Below are 16,008 nucleotides of genomic sequence, written 5' to 3'. Positions count from 1 at the left end.
CCCGCGGCCGCTCCCGAGCGGCCGCGACCCCCGGGTCCGCAGCGTCCGCGCTGCGGACCCGGCCCGGCGGCTGATCGCCCGATCCCCGCGGTCGGGCGATCGTCCCACCTGAACCCCAGCCGATCGGCCATGAGCCCGTTGCGCTGGCTCCATCACTCATCGGAGGAACTCCGTGGCACAAGATGTGCTCACCGACCTGAACAAGGTCCGCAACATCGGCATCATGGCCCACATCGATGCCGGCAAGACCACCACCACCGAGCGCATCCTGTTCTACACGGGTATCACGCACAAGATCGGTGAGGTCCACGACGGCGCCGCCACGATGGACTGGATGGCGCAGGAGCAGGAGCGCGGCATCACGATCACGTCCGCCGCGACGACCTGCTTCTGGAACAAGAACCAGATCAACATCATCGACACCCCGGGTCACGTCGACTTCACCGTCGAGGTGGAGCGCTCGCTCCGCGTCCTCGACGGCGCCGTCGCCGTCTTCGACGGCAAGGAGGGCGTCGAGCCCCAGTCGGAGACCGTCTGGCGCCAGGCCGACAAGTACGACGTCCCGCGCATCTGCTTCGTCAACAAGATGGACAAGCTCGGCGCCGACTTCTACTACACGGTCGACACCATCGTGAACCGCCTCGGCGCGAAGCCGCTGGTCATCCAGCTCCCGATCGGCGCCGAGTCGTCCTTCGAGGGCGTCATCGACCTGGTCGAGATGCGCGCGCTCACGTGGCGCGGCGACTCCAAGGGAGACGTCCAGCTCGGTGCGAAGTACGAGATCGAGGAGATCCCGGCCGACCTCGCCGACAAGGCCGCCGAGTACCGCCAGAAGCTGCTCGAGACCGTCGCCGAGACCTCGGACGAGCTGCTCGAGAAGTACTTCGGCGGCGAGGAGCTGACCGTGGCCGAGGTCAAGGCCGCGATCCGCAAGCTGACCGTCAACTCCGAGATCTACCCCGTGCTCTGCGGCTCCGCGTTCAAGAACCGCGGCGTCCAGCCCATGCTCGACGCGGTCGTCGACTACCTCCCCTCCCCGCTCGACGTCCCCGCCATCGAGGCGCACGACGTCCGCGATGAGGAGAAGGTCATCATGCGCCACGCCGACTCGACCGAGCCCTTCTCGGCGCTCGCGTTCAAGGTCGCCGTGCACCCGTTCTTCGGTCGCCTGACCTACGTCCGCGTCTACTCGGGCAAGCTCGACTCCGGCGCCCAGGTCATCAACTCGACCAAGGGCAAGAAGGAGCGCATCGGCAAGATCTTCCAGATGCACTCCAACAAGGAGAACCCGGTCGACTCGGTCACCGCCGGCCACATCTACGCGGTCATCGGCCTGAAGGACACCACCACCGGTGACACCCTCAGCGACCCGCAGGCGCAGGTCGTCCTCGAGTCGATGACTTTCCCGGAGCCCGTCATCGAGGTCGCCATCGAGCCCAAGACGAAGGCCGACCAGGAGAAGCTCGGCACCGCGATCCAGAAGCTCGCGGAGGAGGACCCCACCTTCCGCACCGAGCAGAACCAGGAGACCGGTCAGACGGTCATCAAGGGAATGGGCGAGCTGCACCTCGACATCCTGGTGGACCGCATGAAGCGCGAGTTCAACGTCGAGGCCAACGTCGGCAAGCCGCAGGTGGCCTACCGCGAGACGATCCGCCGCACCGTCGAGAAGTACGACTACACCCACAAGAAGCAGACGGGTGGATCGGGTCAGTTCGCGAAGGTCCAGATCACCATCGAGCCGATGGAGGTCGAGGCCGACAAGACCTACGAGTTCGTCAACGGCGTCTCGGGCGGACGCGTCCCCCGCGAGTACATCCCGTCGGTCGACGCGGGCATCCGCGACGCCATGCAGGTCGGCGTGCTCGCCGGCTACCCGATGGTGGGCGTCAAGGCGACCCTGGTCGACGGTGCCGCGCACGACGTCGACTCCTCCGAGATGGCGTTCAAGATCGCCGGCTCGATCGCGTTCAAGGAGGCCTCGCGCAAGGCGCAGCCCGTCCTCCTCGAGCCGCTCATGGCCGTCGAGGTCCGCACTCCCGAGGAGTACATGGGCGACGTCATCGGCGACCTCAACTCGCGTCGCGGGATGATCCAGTCGATGGAGGACGCCACCGGCATCAAGGTCATCCGCGCCAACGTGCCGCTGTCCGAGATGTTCGGCTACATCGGCGACCTGCGCTCGAAGACCTCGGGCCGCGCCGTCTACTCGATGACGTTCGAGACCTACAGCGAGGTCCCCAAGGCCGTCGCCGAGGAGATCGTCCAGAAGAACAAGGGCGAGTAACTCCGCCCCCTCCCCCCGCCGTTCGACCGGACGGCGGGGGACTGGTAGTGTCGTGCGGGTTTGCTGCCGCTTACGCGCGTGGAAACCCGCACGACCTCTGCCGGTAACATAAGTACACAAAACCCCCGCAAGCCCTCATGTCCTCGTGCCGCCCCGTGCGGCGTCGGATGCGGATGCTTGCACCTAAGTCCTGAGGAGGACCCACAGTGGCTAAGGCCAAGTTCGAGCGGACCAAGCCGCACGTCAACATCGGAACCATCGGTCACGTCGACCACGGAAAGACCACGCTGACCGCGGCGATCTCCAAGGTTCTCGCTGACAAGTTCCCGTCCGCGACCAACGTTCAGCGCGACTTCGCGTCGATCGACTCCGCTCCCGAGGAGCGCCAGCGCGGCATCACGATCAACATCTCGCACGTCGAGTACGAGACGCCGAAGCGCCACTACGCGCACGTCGACGCCCCGGGTCACGCCGACTACATCAAGAACATGATCACCGGCGCGGCGCAGATGGACGGCGCGATCCTCGTGGTCGCCGCCACCGACGGCCCCATGGCTCAGACCCGTGAGCACGTCCTCCTCGCCAAGCAGGTCGGCGTCCCCTACCTCCTCGTCGCCCTGAACAAGGCCGACATGGTGGACGACGAGGAGATCCTGGAGCTCGTCGAGCTCGAGGTCCGCGAGCTGCTCTCGTCGCAGGGCTTCCCCGGCGACGACGCGCCCGTCGTGCGCGTCTCCGGTCTCAAGGCCCTCGAGGGCGACGAGGCCTGGACCCAGTCGATCATCGACCTGATGGACGCCGTCGACGAGTCCATCCCGGACCCGATCCGCGACAAGGACAAGCCGTTCCTCATGCCGATCGAGGACGTCTTCACGATCACCGGTCGTGGAACCGTCGTCACCGGCCGTGCGGAGCGTGGAACCCTCGCTCTGAACTCCGAGGTCGAGATCGTCGGCATCCGCCCGACGCAGAAGACCACGGTCACCGGTATCGAGATGTTCCACAAGCAGCTCGACGAGGCCTGGGCCGGCGAGAACTGCGGTCTGCTCCTCCGCGGCACCAAGCGCGAGGACGTCGAGCGCGGCCAGGTCGTCGTCAAGCCGGGTTCGGTCACGCCGCACACCGACTTCGAGGGCACCGCGTACATCCTGTCCAAGGATGAGGGTGGGCGTCACAACCCGTTCTACGCGAACTACCGCCCGCAGTTCTACTTCCGCACCACCGACGTCACCGGCGTCATCACGCTGCCCGAGGGTACCGAGATGGTCATGCCCGGCGACACCACCGACATGACGGTCGCGCTGATCCAGCCGATCGCCATGGAGGAGGGCCTCGGCTTCGCCATCCGTGAGGGTGGACGCACCGTGGGTGCCGGAACGGTCACCAAGATCGTCAAGTAGGTCCGCCTGCTCGATCTCTCGAGAGGGGTCGTCCGCTTCGTGCGGGCGGCCCCTTCCGTGTGTCCGGGCGGGGTCACGGAGCGCGGGCTACCGTGATCTCCATGTCCTTCGTCAAGAGCGATCCGTCCGCGGCCCCGCGGTTCTTCGAGTGGGAGGCGGCGGGCCTGGAGTGGCTGCGGGAGGCGGAGGCGTCCGGCGGCGCGTCGTGCGTCGAGGTCCTCTCCGTCGGCTCGGGCCGCATCGAGCTGGAGGAGCTCGAGTCCATCCGTCCCGATCCGGGCGCTGCGCGGGCCTTCGGCCGAGCCCTGGCCCGGACGCACGACGCGGGAGCCGCGGCGTTCGGTGCAGCCCCGGACGGCTGGGACGGCCCCGCGTACATCGGCCGCCGGCGGATGCCCTGCAGCCCCGAGGAGTCGTGGGGCGTCTTCTACGCCGAGCAGCGTGTCCGTCCGTTCCTCCCCGTCGCGGTCCGGGAGGGGAACCTGTCGCGATCCGATGCCGGGACCGTCGAGCAGGCGCTCGATCGTGTCGCGGCGGGGGAGTTCGACGGCGAGGAGCGGCCCTCCCGCCTGCACGGAGACCTCTGGACGGGGAACGTGCTCTGGTCCGGCTCCGGCGCCGTGCTGATCGATCCTGCCGCGCACGGCGGCCACCGCGAGACCGACCTCGCCATGCTGGCGCTCTTCGGTGCGCCTCACCTCGACGAGATCCTCCGGGGTTACGACGAGGCGCACGCTCTCGCCGACGGCTGGCAGGAGCGCGTCCCGCTGCACCAGCTGCACCCGCTCGCGGTGCACGCCGCCGGCCACGGACCCTCCTACGGTCGCGCCCTCGCCGAGGCTGCGGCCCGGGTCCTCGCCCTCTAGCGCCCCACCGTTCGTCCAGCCCCGCCCGCCACACTGGCTCGGCGCGGATCGCCGCGCCCTCGAACAAGGAGCAGTCATGGTGGATCTCGGGAAGCTCGGACGTCAGGCAGCGGAGCTGCTGAAGAGCCAGAAGGCGCAGGAGGCGCTGCGCAGCGAGAAGGCGGAGCGCGTCTCCGACCAGGTGCTCGAGAAGACGGGCGACATCGCCAGCAGGCTCACCAAGGGCAAGTACGACGAGCGCATCGAGGACCTCAAGCGCCAGGCCGACAAGCGCCTCGGCAACGAGTAGCGGCCCCTCCTGGCTCGTTCTGCACCCTCCCGTCAAGCGGGTGCAGAGCGGACGGAGCCCGGCCTAGGGTCGGGCCGATGGCTGAGACGCGTGCGCAGAGACTCCGCAGGACCGATTCGAGCAGTCGCGGGTACACCCGCGTCCGCGCCGGCTCCGGATTCAGCTACCGCGACCCGAAGGGCGTGACGGTCACCGACCCCGAGCTCCGGGCCCGCTTCGATGCGCTGGGCATCCCCCCGGCGTGGAAGGACGTCTGGATCGCGCCGTACCCCAACGGTCACATCCAGGCGATGGGCGTCGATGCGGCCGGCCGTCGGCAGTACATCTACCATCCGACCTGGCGCGAGCAGAAGGACCGGATCAAGTTCGACCGCGCACTCCGTCTGGCCGAGTCGCTGCCGAGCGCGCGCCGCGCGGTGACGATGGACCTCCGTCGCGACGGCTACGGCCGCGAGCGTGCTCTCGCAACCGCGTTCCGGATGCTCGACACGGGCTCCCTCCGCGTGGGGAGCGAGCGCTACGCCAAGGAGCACGGCAGCATCGGCCTGTCGACGCTGCTGTGCTCGCACGCGACGACCCACGGCGATCGCGTCGCCCTCGCCTTCCCGGGCAAGAGCCATCAGGCCTGGACGAGCGAGATCCTCGACCACGACCTGGCGAGCGTCGTGCGCTCGCTGAAGCGCCGCGGCCCGAACGCCCGCCTGCTCGCGTGGAAGGACGGGCGGGAGTGGCGGCCGCTGTCCGCTCCCGAGATCAACGACTACGTCCGGGAGAAGGCGGGCGACGACTTCACCGCGAAGGACTTCCGCACTCTCCACGGCACCGTCGCCGCCGCGCTCAGCCTTGCGCGCACGGGACCGAAGCCGACGCAGCGGGCCCGGAACTCCGCCATCGCGCAGGCCATGCGCGACGCCTCCGAGGTGCTCGGCAACACCCCGACGGTGGCGCGCGCCAGCTACGTGGACCCGCGGGTCCTCGACCACTACCGCGCGGGTGAGACGATCGACCCTGCCCGTCCGAACTCCGCCGAGACGACCCTCCGCGCCCTCCTCTACGAATGAGGCGCCGCCCCGGAATCCCGGGCGAGGAGGGGTCCCCGATCCGCGACACGCCCGGGTTGCACGGGTGCCCGTTCTGTGGGAGACTCTTCTAGTTCAAAATTTCCGCCGAAGCAGCGTGCTGCGACCGGTGGAACACTGCCAGGCAGTGCCGAGACGGCACCGCTGAGGCTCGACCCGAGAGGGCGGCCCAGCCGGTGCGACGTCGAGGCGGCGGGTAGCAGAACGAAACAACCGACAACTCAACGGGCTCTCCGTGCGTCGTGCGTTCTGCACGTCGCTGGAGCGCCCCGAGCGCGGTGCTTTTGACAGAAGAACACTGGTGCACTCCCCGGTTCCCCGGAGTTCCTTCGCGAGCGCGTCCAATGCGACGCGGGCCCACGGGTCCGCAGCGTACGACGCAATAACAAGAGAGTGAGAGATCACACATGGCGGGACAGAAGATCCGCATCCGACTGAAGTCGTACGACCACGAGGTCATCGACACGTCGGCGCGCAAGATCGTCGACACGGTCACCCGTGCCGGAGCAACGGTCGTCGGCCCCGTGCCGCTTCCGACCGAGAAGAACGTGGTCTGCGTGATCCGTTCTCCCCACAAGTACAAGGACAGCCGCGAGCACTTCGAGATGCGCACCCACAAGCGCCTCATCGACATCATCGACCCGACGCCCAAGGCCGTCGACTCGCTGATGCGCCTCGACCTCCCGGCCGACGTCAACATCGAGATCAAGCTCTAAGGGGAGGGGTAACACATGTCTGTCGCCACCAAGACCTCCAAGGGCCTCCTCGGCACCAAGCTCGGCATGACCCAGGTCTGGGACGCCGAGAACAAGCTCGTCCCGGTCACCGTCATCGAGATCAGCCCGAACGTCGTGACCCAGATCCGCACCGAGGCGAAGGACGGCTACTCGGCCGTCCAGATCGCCGCCGGAGCGATCGACCCGCGCAAGGTGAACAAGCCCGCCGCCGGTCACTTCGACGCCGCGGGAGTCACCCCCCGCCGCCACCTCACCGAGGTCCGCACCGCCGACGCCGCCGAGTACTCGGCCGGCCAGGAGCTGACCGTCGACGCCGTCTTCGAAGCCGGCACCAAGGTCGACGTCGTCGGCACCAGCAAGGGCAAGGGCTTTGCCGGTGTCATGAAGCGTCACAACTTCAAGGGCGTCTCGGCTTCGCACGGTTCGCACCGCAACCACCGCAAGCCCGGCTCCATCGGAGCCTCCTCGACCCCCAGCCGTGTCTTCAAGGGCATGCGCATGGCCGGTCGCATGGGTGGCGAGCGCGTCACCGTGCTCAACCTCAAGGTGCACTCCGTCGACGCCGAGAAGGGCCTGCTGCTCGTCAAGGGCGCCGTCCCCGGTGCGCGCGGTCGCCTCGTGTTCGTTCGCAACGCCGTGAAGGGAGCGTAGTTCCATGGCTACCTCTATCGACATCCTCGACGTCAAGGGCCAGAAGGCGAGCTCGTTCGAGCTCCCCGCCGAGCTCTTCGACGTGCAGACCAACATCCCCCTCATCCACCAGGTCGTCGTTGCCCAGCTCGCCGCGGCGCGCCAGGGTACCCACAAGACGAAGAACCGTGGCGAGGTCTCCGGAGCCGGTCGCAAGCCGTTCAAGCAGAAGGGAACCGGTCGCGCTCGTCAGGGCTCGATCCGCGCCCCGCACATGACCGGTGGTGGCGTCGTCCACGGACCGACCCCCCGCAGCTACGCGCAGCGCACCCCCAAGAAGATGATCGCCGCAGCCCTGCTCGGTGCTCTCTCCGACCGCGCCCGCGGCGGCCGCATCCACGCGGTCGAGTCCCTCGCCCTCGGCGAGACCCCGAAGACCAAGGACGTCCTCGTCCTGCTCGACGCCCTCTCGGTGTCGCGCAACGTCCTCGTGGTCCTCGAGCGCGACGACTTCATCGCCGAGCTGTCCCTCCGCAACGTGCCGTTCGTGCACATCCTGCCGTTCGACCAGCTCAACGCGTACGACGTGCTCGTCTCGGACGACATCGTCTTCTCGCAGGCTGCTCTCGAGGGCTTCGTCGCCCTCAAGACCGGCGCCGAGTCCAAGAAGGAAGAGGTGAACGCATGAGCCAGTCCGCCGCGTTCAACAAGGACCCCCGCGACGTGATCATCTCCCCGGTGGTCTCCGAGAAGTCCTACGGCCTGATCGACCAGGGCAAGTACACCTTCGTGGTGGACCCCCGCTCGAACAAGACCGAGATCAAGCTCGCCATCGAGAAGATCTTCGGAGTCGAGGTCGCGTCGATCAACACGCTGAACCGCCAGGGCAAGACCCGTCGGACCAAGTTCGGCACCGGCAAGCGCAAGGACACCAAGCGCGCGATCGTGACGCTGAAGTCCGGCTCCATCGACATCTTCACGAACGTCGGCTGAGCCGAAGAAGCGTAGAGGAAACAGACAATGGCTATTCGTAAGTACAAGCCCACGACCCCTGGTCGCCGCGGCTCCAGCGTTGCCGACTTCGCCGAGATCACCCGCTCGACGCCCGAGAAGTCGCTCCTTCGCCCGCTGTCCAAGACCGGTGGCCGCAACAACTCCGGCCGCATCACGACGCGTCACATCGGTGGTGGCCACAAGCGCCAGTACCGTCTGATCGACTTCCGTCGCAACGACAAGGACGGCGTCAACGCCAAGGTCGCTCACATCGAGTACGACCCCAACCGCACCGCGCGCATCGCGCTGCTCCACTTCGTGGACGGCACCAAGCGCTACATCCTGGCTCCGAACAAGCTCTCGCAGGGCGACATCGTGGAGTCGGGCGCCGGCGCCGACATCAAGCCCGGCAACAACCTGCCGCTGCGCAACATCCCGACCGGTACGGTCATCCACGCCATCGAGATCAAGCCCGGTGGGGGAGCGAAGCTCGCCCGCTCGGCCGGCACCTCGGTCCGCCTCGTCGCCAAGGACGGCCCCTACGCGCAGCTCCGTCTGCCGTCGGGCGAGATCCGCAACGTCGACGCGCGCTGCCGCGCCACGATCGGCGAGGTCGGCAACGCCGAGCAGTCGAACATCAACTGGGGCAAGGCCGGCCGCATGCGCTGGAAGGGCGTCCGCCCGACCGTCCGCGGTGTCGCGATGAACCCGGTCGACCACCCGCACGGTGGTGGAGAGGGCAAGACCTCCGGTGGACGCCACCCGGTCAGCCCCTGGGGACAGTCCGAGGGACGCACCCGTCGCCCCAACAAGGAGAGCGACAAGCTCATCGTCCGCCGCCGCACCGCCGGTAAGAAGCGCAAGTAGGAGTTGTAGAAGATGCCTCGCAGTCTCAAGAAGGGCCCCTTCGTTGACGACCACCTGCTCCGCAAGGTGTTCACGGCCAACGAAGCCGGCAACAAGAACGTCATCAAGACCTGGTCGCGCCGTTCGATGATCATCCCGGCGATGCTGGGTCACACCATCGCGGTCCACGACGGTCGCAAGCACATCCCCGTGTTCGTGACCGAGACCATGGTCGGCCACAAGCTCGGCGAGTTCGCCCCCACTCGGACCTTCCGCGGTCACGAGAAGGACGACAAGAAGGGCCGTCGCCGCTAAGCGGCGACGAGAAGGAGGAGAGAAATGGTGGAGTCGATCGCACGCGTGCGACACATCCGCGTCACCCCCCAGAAGGCTCGCCGTGTCGTGAACCTGATCCGCGGCAAGCAGGCTCAGGAGGCACTGGCCATCCTGAAGTTCGCGCCGCAGGGCGCGTCCGAGCCCGTCTACAAGCTCGTCGCCTCGGCGATGGCCAACGCTCGCGTCAAGGCCGATGCCTCGAACGAGTACCTCGACGACCAGGACCTGTTCGTGTCCCGCGCCTTCGTCGATGAGGGAACCACCCTCAAGCGATTCCAGCCCCGTGCTCAGGGTCGTGCCTTCCGCATCAACAAGCGCACCAGCCACATCACCGTCGTGCTGGCCACTCCTGAGGAGGGGACCAAGTAATGGGTCAGAAAGTAAACCCCTACGGTTTCCGTCTGGGAATCACCACCGACCACGTGTCGCGCTGGTTCTCCGACAGCACCAAGAAGGGCCAGCGGTACAGCGACTACCTCGCCGAGGACGTCAAGATCCGCCGCCTGCTCGCCACGCAGCTCGACCGTGCGGGCGTCGCCCGCATCGAGATCGAGCGCACCCGTGACCGCGTCCGCGTCGACATCCACACCGCCCGTCCGGGCATCGTGATCGGTCGTCGCGGCGCCGAAGCCGAGCGCATCCGCGCCGACCTCGAGAAGCTCACCGGCAAGCAGATCCAGCTCAACATCCTCGAGGTCAAGAACCCCGAGGCCGAGGCCCAGCTCGTCGCGCAGGGCATCGCCGAGCAGCTCTCCGCCCGCGTGGCCTTCCGCCGCGCGATGCGCAAGGGTCTGCAGGGCGCGCAGCGCGCCGGCGCCAAGGGCGTCCGCATCCAGGTCTCCGGCCGCCTCGGCGGCGCCGAGATGAGCCGTTCGGAGTTCTATCGCGAAGGCCGTGTGCCCCTGCACACCCTCCGCGCGAACATCGACTACGGCTTCTACGAGGCCAAGACCACCTTCGGCCGCATCGGCGTGAAGGTCTGGATCTACAAGGGCGACATCACGAACAAGGAGCTCGCGCGGGAGCAGGCGAACAGCAAGTCGTCGCGCCCCGAGCGCAGCGACCGACCGCGTCGCGCCCCCCGCCAGCAGGGCGAGGCGCCCGTCGCAGCAGGAGTTGAGGCATAACCATGTTGATTCCCCGTCGAGTCAAGCACCGCAAGCAGCACCACCCCGGCCGCTCGGGCCAGGCCACCGGTGGCACCAAGGTGTCGTTCGGTGACTTCGGTATCCAGGCGCTCACCCCGGCCTACGTGACCAACCGTCAGATCGAGTCCGCTCGTATCGCCATGACGCGTCACATCAAGCGCGGTGGAAAGGTGTGGATCAACATCTACCCCGACCGCCCGCTGACCAAGAAGCCCGCCGAGACCCGCATGGGTTCCGGTAAGGGCTCGCCCGAGTGGTGGGTCGCCAACGTCAAGCCGGGTCGGGTCCTCTTCGAGGTCGCCGGCGTCGAGGAGAAGCTCGCTCGCGAAGCTATGACTCGTGCCATCCACAAGCTGCCCCTGAAGGCACGCATCATCAAGCGCGAGGAGGGAGACGCGTAATGGCGATCGGATCCAAGGAGCTCGCCCCCGCCGAGCTCGACACCTTCGAGGACGAGCGTCTCGTCACCGAGCTGAAGAAGGCCAAGGAGGAGCTGTTCAACCTCCGCTTCCAGTCGGCCACCGGACAGCTCGACACCAACGGCCGCCTGCGTGCCGTCAAGCGCGACATCGCCCGCATCTACACGGTCATCCGTGAGCGCGAGCTGGGCATCCGCGCCACCCCCGCACCCGTCGAGGCCCCGGCCAAGGCGGAGAAGAAGCCGAAGACCACCAAGAAGGCCGCCAAGGCCGAGGTCGCGGCGACCGAGTCGAATGAGGAGGCCAAGTAATGGCAACGGCCAACGAGACCGCCGGCCACGAGTCGGCCGCCCACGACGTCAAGGAGGCGGGCACTCGCGGATACCGCAAGACCCGCCGCGGATACGTCACCAGCGACAAGATGGACAAGACCGTCGTCGTCGAGGTCGAGGACCGCGTGAAGCACCCGCTCTACGGCAAGGTCATCCGCCGCACGTCCAAGGTGAAGGCTCACGACGAGCTCAACTCCGCGGGCATCGGCGACCTCGTCGTCATCAGCGAGACCCGTCCCCTCAGCGCCACGAAGCGCTGGCGCCTGGTCGAGATCCTCGAGAAGGCCAAGTAGGCCGCGGCCTACTTGAGTTAGCAGGAGAGAGACATGCTTCAGCAAGAATCCCGAGTGAAGGTCGCCGACAACACCGGCGCCAAGGAACTCCTCACGATCCGCGTCCTCGGTGGCTCCGGCCGCCGCTACGCCGGTCTCGGTGACATCATCGTCGCCACCGTCAAGGACGCGATCCCCGGTGGCAACGTCAAGAAGGGCGACGTCGTCAAGGCGGTCATCGTCCGCACCGTCAAGCAGACCCGTCGTCCCGACGGTTCGTACATCAAGTTCGACGAGAACGCCGCCGTCATCCTCAAGAACGACGGGGACCCCCGCGGCACCCGCATCTTCGGACCGGTCGGTCGCGAGCTCCGCGACAAGAAGTTCATGAAGATCGTCTCGCTGGCACCGGAGGTTATCTAGTCATGGCCAAGATCAAGAAGGGTGACCTCGTCCAGGTCATCTCGGGCGCTACCCAGGCCCGCGGCGGAGACCGCGGCAAGCAGGGCAAGGTTCTCGAGGTCCTGGTCGAGAAGAACCGTGTCGTCGTCGAGGGCGTGAACTTCGTCAAGAAGCACGTCCGCGTCGGCCAGACGCAGCGCCGCTCCAAGGAGGGTGGCATCGAGACCGTCGAGGCCTCGATCCACATCTCGAACATCGCGCTCGTCGACCCGAAGACCAAGAAGCCGACCCGGGTCGGGCACCGCAACGTGTCCGTCACCAAGGACGGCGTGACCAAGACCGTTCGCGTTCGCTACGCGAAGGCGTCGGGTGAGGAACTCTGATGACTGACACCACCGCAGCGGCTGCGAAGGTTCAGCCGCGGCTCAAGGCCAAGTACCAGGCCGACATCGTCCCGGCGCTCAAGGAGCAGTTCGGCTTCGGCAACATCCACCAGGTCCCCGGCCTGGTCAAGGTCGTCGTGAACACCGGTGTCGGCGAGGCCGCCCGCGACGGCAAGATCATCGACGGCGCGATCAAGGACCTCACGGCCATCACCGGCCAGAAGCCCCAGGTCACGAAGGCCCGCAAGTCCATCGCCCAGTTCAAGCTGCGCGAGGGCCAGGCCATCGGTGCTCACGTCACGCTCCGCGGCGACCGCGCCTGGGAGTTCCTGGACCGCCTGGTCACGGTGGCGCTGCCGCGCATCCGCGACTTCCGCGGTCTGTCGGACCGCCAGTTCGACGGCAACGGCAACTACACCTTCGGCATCACGGAGCAGTCGATCTTCCACGAGATCGACCAGGACCGCATCGACCGCGTCCGCGGCTTCGACGTGACCGTCGTGACCACCGCGAAGACCGACGACGAGGGTCGCGCGCTGCTCAAGCAGCTCGGGTTCCCGTTCAAGTCGGCGGACAACGCGTAGTCAGAACCTCCGAGGTCGGAGGGTGGTGAGAACCGCCCTCCGACCTCGTTGCACGTCCGCGTGCAGCGAGGCGCCGCTCTCCGCAGGGGGACGCGGCGAGAATCGGCCCTCGACCGCCGGCCCCGCGCCATGTAGCATGGCTCGTTGGCCTGCGTTCGCGCGGCCGCATGGGCGTCGACGTCGTCGGCGCCGTCCCACACCACAGGTCGTCACTCTTGTAAAGGGTGCCGAAACCAGGCGAGAAAGGCACCATCAGCCATGACCATGACTGATCCGGTCGCAGATCTGCTGACCAGAATCCGTAACGCGAACTCCGCGCACCACGACTCCATCACCCTCCCGGGCTCGAAGCTCAAGGCGCACATCGCCGAGATCCTCAAGCTCGAGGGCTACATCGCCGACTGGAAGGTCGAGGAGGCGCGCGTCGGCACGACGCTCTCCATCTCCCTCAAGTACGGCCCGAACCGCGAGCGCTCGATCGCCGGCATCAAGCGCGTCTCGAAGCCGGGACTGCGCGTCTACGCGAAGTCCACCGAGATCCCGACCGTCCTCGGCGGCCTCGGCGTCGCCATCCTGTCCACCTCGAGCGGTCTGCTGACCGACCGCCAGGCCGAGAAGAAGGGCGTGGGTGGGGAAGTCCTCGCCTACGTGTGGTAACCCCTCATGTCGCGTATTGGAAGACTCCCCATCGAGATCCCGGCGGGCGTCGACGTCTCCGTCGCCGGGTCCGTCGTGACCGTCAAGGGCCCCAAGGGCGAGCTGACCGTCCCGGTCGCCAGCCCCATCCAGGTCTCCGTCGAGAACAGCCAGGTGCTGGTCTCGCGTCCCGATGACGAGCGCGAGTCGCGCTCGCTCCACGGCCTCACCCGGACGCTCATCGCGAACGACATCATCGGTGTCACGCAGGGCTACTCCAAGGGCCTCGAGGTCGTCGGAACCGGTTACCGCGTCGTCGCCAAGGGCTCGGACATCGAGTTCGCGCTCGGCTTCTCGCACCCGGTCGTCGTCACCCCGCCTGCGGGGATCTCGTTCACGGTCGAGGGCAACAACAAGCTCACCGTGCACGGCATCTCGAAGCAGGCCGTCGGTGAGGTGGCCGCCAACATTCGTAAGATCCGCAAGCCCGAGCCCTACAAGGGCAAGGGCGTGCGCTACGCCGGCGAGGTCGTTCGCCGCAAGGCCGGAAAGAGCGGTAAGTAATCATGGGTCTCGGAACCAGAGGAAAGAGCAAGTCCGCCGCTCGCGGTCGTCGTCACGACCGCCTGCGCAAGAAGGTCGTCGGATCCGCCGAGCGCCCCCGCCTCGTCGTCAACCGCTCGGCCCGCCACGTCTTCGTGCAGATCGTCGACGACGCGCAGGGTCGTACCCTCGCGTCGGCGTCCACGCTCGAGGCCGACCTGCGCGTGTTCGACGGTGACAAGACCGCCAAGGCCCGCAAGGTCGGCGAGCTCGTCGCCGAGCGCGCCAAGAACGCCGGTGTCGAGGCGGTCGTCTTCGACCGCGGAGGCAACAAGTACGCCGGTCGCGTCGCCGCGATCGCCGATGGAGCACGAGAGGCAGGGCTCAACCTGTGAGCGCCGCAGAGAACAAGGAACCCGAGGTCGCCGCCGTGTCGGAGGCCCCCGTCGAGACCGCTGCGTCCACGCAGCCGCAGCAGGAGGCTCGCGAGCCCCGCCGCGGCGGCCGTGACCGCAACCAGGGTGGCCGCGACCGCGGTGGCCGTGACGCCGAGAAGAGCCAGTTCCTCGAGCGCGTCGTGACCATCAACCGCGTGTCGAAGGTCGTCAAGGGCGGTCGTCGCTTCAGCTTCACCGCTCTCGTCGTCGTCGGCGACGGCAACGGACTGGTGGGCGTCGGCTACGGCAAGGCCCGCGAGGTCCCGACCGCCATCTCCAAGGGCGTCGAGGAGGCGAAGAAGAACTTCTTCCGCGTCCCGCGCGTCGGCTCGACCATCCCCCACCCCGTCCAGGGTGAGGCCGCGGCAGGTGTGGTGCTCCTGCGCCCCGCCGCCGCCGGTACCGGTGTCATCGCCGGTGGTCCCGTCCGCGCCGTGCTCGAGTGCGCCGGCATCCACGACGTCCTGAGCAAGTCGCTCGGCTCGTCGAACACCATCAACATCGTCCACGCGACCGTCGAGGCTCTTCAGCAGCTCGAGGAGCCGCGCGCCGTTGCCGCCCGTCGTGGTCTCGACTTCGACCAGGTCGCTCCGGCCCGTCTCGTCCGTGCCGAGGCCGATGCCCTCGCCGCCGCGTCCAGCGCGAAGGCAGGCAAGTGATGGCCCAGCTCAAGGTGACCCAGATCAAGTCGAAGATCAGCGAGAAGCAGTACCAGCGCGACACGCTGCGCTCGCTCGGTCTCAGGAAGATCGGTCAGAGCGTCGTCCGCGAGGACAACTCTCAGAACCGCGGATACGTGAAGACCGTCGCCCACCTGGTGAAGGTCGAGGAGATTGACTAATGGCTGACAAGAACCAGGCCGTCGCGACGGAGTCCACGACTCCCGCGAAGACCTCCACGAAGGGCGCGGCCGCGGCCGACGCTCCGGCGACCAAGGAGCACGTGCTCAAGGTCCACCACCTGCGTCCCGCCACGGGAGCCAAGAAGGCCAAGACCCGCGTCGGTCGCGGTGAGGGCTCGAAGGGCAAGACCGCCGGTCGCGGCACCAAGGGCACCAAGGCCCGCTACACGGTGCGCATCGGCTTCGAGGGTGGGCAGATGCCGCTGCACATGCGCACCCCGAAGCTGCGCGGGTTCAAGAACCCGTTCCGCGTCGAGTACCAGGTCGTGAACCTGTCGGCTCTCGCCGACCTCTACCCTCAGGGCGGTGACGTCACCATCAGCGACCTCGTCGCGAAGGGTGCCGTTCGCAAGAACGAGAAGGTCAAGGTTCTCGGCGACGGGGACATTGCGGTTAAGCTGAACGTCGCGGTCGACAAGGTCTCCAGCTCCGCTGAGCAGAAGATCGTCGCTGCGGGCGGATCCATCAAGTAGCACCAGCAGCTTGTC

25 protein-coding genes are annotated in these 16,008 nt (G+C 67.4%); all 25 read left to right on the top strand.

What is annotated here, in order from left to right; translation table 11 throughout:
* The first annotated feature begins 172 nt into the window (after nt 1-172).
* The 25 genes from fusA (at nt 173) to rplO (ending at nt 15,993) form a co-directional block, all read left to right on the top strand.
* Nucleotides 173-2,287, top strand: coding sequence for an elongation factor G (gene fusA / locus LRG51_RS07150; protein WP_055787046.1), 2,115 nt, complete (start codon nt 173-175; stop codon nt 2,285-2,287).
* A 206-nt stretch (nt 2,288-2,493) separates the two neighbouring features.
* The gene (tuf, locus tag LRG51_RS07145; protein ID WP_055787051.1) at nt 2,494-3,687 is read left to right on the top strand and encodes an elongation factor Tu; all 1,194 of its coding nucleotides are present in this window, start codon (nt 2,494-2,496) and stop codon (nt 3,685-3,687) included.
* Nucleotides 3,688-3,788: 101 nt separating this feature from the next.
* A complete protein-coding gene (locus LRG51_RS07140; RefSeq protein WP_055788942.1) occupies nt 3,789-4,553 on the top strand; it encodes a fructosamine kinase family protein in 765 nt (254 codons plus the stop codon).
* 76 nt (nt 4,554-4,629) lie between these two features.
* Nucleotides 4,630-4,842 (top strand): Rv0909 family putative TA system antitoxin, encoded by a 213-nt coding sequence (locus tag LRG51_RS07135; RefSeq protein WP_055787055.1) that lies wholly within the window; start codon nt 4,630-4,632, stop codon nt 4,840-4,842.
* Nucleotides 4,843-4,919: 77 nt separating this feature from the next.
* The gene (locus LRG51_RS07130) at nt 4,920-5,903 is read left to right on the top strand and encodes a DNA topoisomerase IB (RefSeq protein ID WP_055787058.1); all 984 of its coding nucleotides are present in this window, start codon (nt 4,920-4,922) and stop codon (nt 5,901-5,903) included.
* Nucleotides 5,904-6,328: 425 nt separating this feature from the next.
* Nucleotides 6,329-6,637, top strand: coding sequence for a 30S ribosomal protein S10 (gene rpsJ, locus LRG51_RS07125; RefSeq protein WP_005050520.1), 309 nt, complete (start codon nt 6,329-6,331; stop codon nt 6,635-6,637).
* 15 nt (nt 6,638-6,652) lie between these two features.
* On the top strand, nt 6,653-7,309 hold the full coding sequence (gene rplC, locus LRG51_RS07120; RefSeq protein WP_055787062.1) for a 50S ribosomal protein L3: 657 nt from the start codon (nt 6,653-6,655) through the stop codon (nt 7,307-7,309).
* Nucleotides 7,310-7,313: 4 nt separating this feature from the next.
* The gene (gene rplD, locus LRG51_RS07115) at nt 7,314-7,976 is read left to right on the top strand and encodes a 50S ribosomal protein L4 (protein WP_055787067.1); all 663 of its coding nucleotides are present in this window, start codon (nt 7,314-7,316) and stop codon (nt 7,974-7,976) included.
* Nucleotides 7,973-8,281 carry a 50S ribosomal protein L23 gene (gene rplW / locus LRG51_RS07110; protein WP_055787071.1) on the top strand — a complete coding sequence of 103 codons (309 nt, stop codon included), beginning with the start codon at nt 7,973-7,975 and terminating at the stop codon, nt 8,279-8,281. The genes rplD and rplW overlap by 4 nt, the downstream gene beginning before the upstream one ends.
* A gap of 27 nt (nt 8,282-8,308) precedes the next feature.
* The gene (rplB, locus tag LRG51_RS07105) at nt 8,309-9,148 is read left to right on the top strand and encodes a 50S ribosomal protein L2 (RefSeq protein WP_055787074.1); all 840 of its coding nucleotides are present in this window, start codon (nt 8,309-8,311) and stop codon (nt 9,146-9,148) included.
* A gap of 12 nt (nt 9,149-9,160) precedes the next feature.
* The gene (gene rpsS, locus LRG51_RS07100; RefSeq protein ID WP_055787078.1) at nt 9,161-9,442 is read left to right on the top strand and encodes a 30S ribosomal protein S19; all 282 of its coding nucleotides are present in this window, start codon (nt 9,161-9,163) and stop codon (nt 9,440-9,442) included.
* Between the two features lie 24 nt (nt 9,443-9,466).
* Nucleotides 9,467-9,832, top strand: coding sequence for a 50S ribosomal protein L22 (rplV, locus tag LRG51_RS07095; RefSeq protein ID WP_082480979.1), 366 nt, complete (start codon nt 9,467-9,469; stop codon nt 9,830-9,832).
* Nucleotides 9,832-10,590, top strand: coding sequence for a 30S ribosomal protein S3 (gene rpsC / locus LRG51_RS07090; RefSeq protein WP_055787081.1), 759 nt, complete (start codon nt 9,832-9,834; stop codon nt 10,588-10,590). The genes rplV and rpsC overlap by 1 nt, the downstream gene beginning before the upstream one ends.
* A 2-nt stretch (nt 10,591-10,592) precedes the next feature.
* Entirely contained in the window at nt 10,593-11,012 is a 420-nt protein-coding gene (gene rplP, locus LRG51_RS07085; protein ID WP_055787085.1) for a 50S ribosomal protein L16, read from the top strand.
* Nucleotides 11,012-11,341, top strand: a complete 330-nt coding sequence (gene rpmC, locus LRG51_RS07080; RefSeq protein ID WP_055787089.1) for a 50S ribosomal protein L29 — start codon at nt 11,012-11,014, stop codon at nt 11,339-11,341. The genes rplP and rpmC overlap by 1 nt, the downstream gene beginning before the upstream one ends.
* Entirely contained in the window at nt 11,341-11,655 is a 315-nt protein-coding gene (gene rpsQ / locus LRG51_RS07075) for a 30S ribosomal protein S17 (RefSeq protein ID WP_055787092.1), read from the top strand. Before rpmC ends, rpsQ begins: the two co-directional genes overlap by 1 nt.
* A gap of 33 nt (nt 11,656-11,688) precedes the next feature.
* Entirely contained in the window at nt 11,689-12,057 is a 369-nt protein-coding gene (gene rplN / locus LRG51_RS07070) for a 50S ribosomal protein L14 (protein ID WP_055787095.1), read from the top strand.
* 2 nt (nt 12,058-12,059) lie between these two features.
* Nucleotides 12,060-12,419: a 50S ribosomal protein L24 gene (gene rplX / locus LRG51_RS07065; protein WP_230671878.1), complete on the top strand. Its 360-nt coding sequence runs from the start codon at nt 12,060-12,062 to the stop codon at nt 12,417-12,419.
* On the top strand, nt 12,419-13,003 hold the full coding sequence (gene rplE / locus LRG51_RS07060) for a 50S ribosomal protein L5 (protein ID WP_055787105.1): 585 nt from the start codon (nt 12,419-12,421) through the stop codon (nt 13,001-13,003). Before rplX ends, rplE begins: the two co-directional genes overlap by 1 nt.
* A 258-nt stretch (nt 13,004-13,261) precedes the next feature.
* On the top strand, nt 13,262-13,660 hold the full coding sequence (gene rpsH, locus LRG51_RS07055; protein WP_055787108.1) for a 30S ribosomal protein S8: 399 nt from the start codon (nt 13,262-13,264) through the stop codon (nt 13,658-13,660).
* 6 nt (nt 13,661-13,666) lie between these two features.
* The gene (rplF, locus tag LRG51_RS07050) at nt 13,667-14,203 is read left to right on the top strand and encodes a 50S ribosomal protein L6 (RefSeq protein WP_055787111.1); all 537 of its coding nucleotides are present in this window, start codon (nt 13,667-13,669) and stop codon (nt 14,201-14,203) included.
* Nucleotides 14,204-14,205: 2 nt separating this feature from the next.
* Nucleotides 14,206-14,577 carry a 50S ribosomal protein L18 gene (gene rplR, locus LRG51_RS07045; RefSeq protein ID WP_055787114.1) on the top strand — a complete coding sequence of 124 codons (372 nt, stop codon included), beginning with the start codon at nt 14,206-14,208 and terminating at the stop codon, nt 14,575-14,577.
* Nucleotides 14,574-15,278 (top strand): 30S ribosomal protein S5, encoded by a 705-nt coding sequence (gene rpsE / locus LRG51_RS07040; RefSeq protein ID WP_055787117.1) that lies wholly within the window; start codon nt 14,574-14,576, stop codon nt 15,276-15,278. The genes rplR and rpsE overlap by 4 nt, the downstream gene beginning before the upstream one ends.
* Nucleotides 15,278-15,460, top strand: coding sequence for a 50S ribosomal protein L30 (rpmD, locus tag LRG51_RS07035; RefSeq protein ID WP_077221985.1), 183 nt, complete (start codon nt 15,278-15,280; stop codon nt 15,458-15,460). The genes rpsE and rpmD overlap by 1 nt, the downstream gene beginning before the upstream one ends.
* Nucleotides 15,460-15,993: a 50S ribosomal protein L15 gene (gene rplO, locus LRG51_RS07030; RefSeq protein ID WP_082480980.1), complete on the top strand. Its 534-nt coding sequence runs from the start codon at nt 15,460-15,462 to the stop codon at nt 15,991-15,993. The genes rpmD and rplO overlap by 1 nt, the downstream gene beginning before the upstream one ends.
* The last annotated feature ends 15 nt before the right edge of the window (nt 15,994-16,008 follow it).

The organism is Rathayibacter sp. Leaf248 (assembly GCF_920939495.1).
Lineage (GTDB): Bacteria > Actinomycetota > Actinomycetes > Actinomycetales > Microbacteriaceae > Rathayibacter > Rathayibacter caricis.
Note: the sequence above shows the minus strand (reverse complement) of the source record. Positions and strands in the feature narration are given on the sequence as shown.

Coding starts and splice junctions, on each gene's coding strand:
- LRG51_RS07140 (WP_055788942.1), top strand. CDS start 3,789: ATGTCCTTCGTCAAGAGCGATCCGTCCGCGGCCCCGCGGTTCTTCGAG.
- LRG51_RS07135 (WP_055787055.1), top strand. CDS start 4,630: ATGGTGGATCTCGGGAAGCTCGGACGTCAGGCAGCGGAGCTGCTGAAG.
- LRG51_RS07130 (WP_055787058.1), top strand. CDS start 4,920: ATGGCTGAGACGCGTGCGCAGAGACTCCGCAGGACCGATTCGAGCAGT.
- rpsJ (WP_005050520.1), top strand. CDS start 6,329: ATGGCGGGACAGAAGATCCGCATCCGACTGAAGTCGTACGACCACGAG.
- rplC (WP_055787062.1), top strand. CDS start 6,653: ATGTCTGTCGCCACCAAGACCTCCAAGGGCCTCCTCGGCACCAAGCTC.
- rplD (WP_055787067.1), top strand. CDS start 7,314: ATGGCTACCTCTATCGACATCCTCGACGTCAAGGGCCAGAAGGCGAGC.
- rplW (WP_055787071.1), top strand. CDS start 7,973: ATGAGCCAGTCCGCCGCGTTCAACAAGGACCCCCGCGACGTGATCATC.
- rplB (WP_055787074.1), top strand. CDS start 8,309: ATGGCTATTCGTAAGTACAAGCCCACGACCCCTGGTCGCCGCGGCTCC.
- rpsS (WP_055787078.1), top strand. CDS start 9,161: ATGCCTCGCAGTCTCAAGAAGGGCCCCTTCGTTGACGACCACCTGCTC.
- rplV (WP_082480979.1), top strand. CDS start 9,467: ATGGTGGAGTCGATCGCACGCGTGCGACACATCCGCGTCACCCCCCAG.
- rpsC (WP_055787081.1), top strand. CDS start 9,832: ATGGGTCAGAAAGTAAACCCCTACGGTTTCCGTCTGGGAATCACCACC.
- rplP (WP_055787085.1), top strand. CDS start 10,593: ATGTTGATTCCCCGTCGAGTCAAGCACCGCAAGCAGCACCACCCCGGC.
- rpmC (WP_055787089.1), top strand. CDS start 11,012: ATGGCGATCGGATCCAAGGAGCTCGCCCCCGCCGAGCTCGACACCTTC.
- rpsQ (WP_055787092.1), top strand. CDS start 11,341: ATGGCAACGGCCAACGAGACCGCCGGCCACGAGTCGGCCGCCCACGAC.
- rplN (WP_055787095.1), top strand. CDS start 11,689: ATGCTTCAGCAAGAATCCCGAGTGAAGGTCGCCGACAACACCGGCGCC.
- rplX (WP_230671878.1), top strand. CDS start 12,060: ATGGCCAAGATCAAGAAGGGTGACCTCGTCCAGGTCATCTCGGGCGCT.
- rplE (WP_055787105.1), top strand. CDS start 12,419: ATGACTGACACCACCGCAGCGGCTGCGAAGGTTCAGCCGCGGCTCAAG.
- rpsH (WP_055787108.1), top strand. CDS start 13,262: ATGACCATGACTGATCCGGTCGCAGATCTGCTGACCAGAATCCGTAAC.
- rplF (WP_055787111.1), top strand. CDS start 13,667: ATGTCGCGTATTGGAAGACTCCCCATCGAGATCCCGGCGGGCGTCGAC.
- rplR (WP_055787114.1), top strand. CDS start 14,206: ATGGGTCTCGGAACCAGAGGAAAGAGCAAGTCCGCCGCTCGCGGTCGT.
- rpmD (WP_077221985.1), top strand. CDS start 15,278: ATGGCCCAGCTCAAGGTGACCCAGATCAAGTCGAAGATCAGCGAGAAG.
- rplO (WP_082480980.1), top strand. CDS start 15,460: ATGGCTGACAAGAACCAGGCCGTCGCGACGGAGTCCACGACTCCCGCG.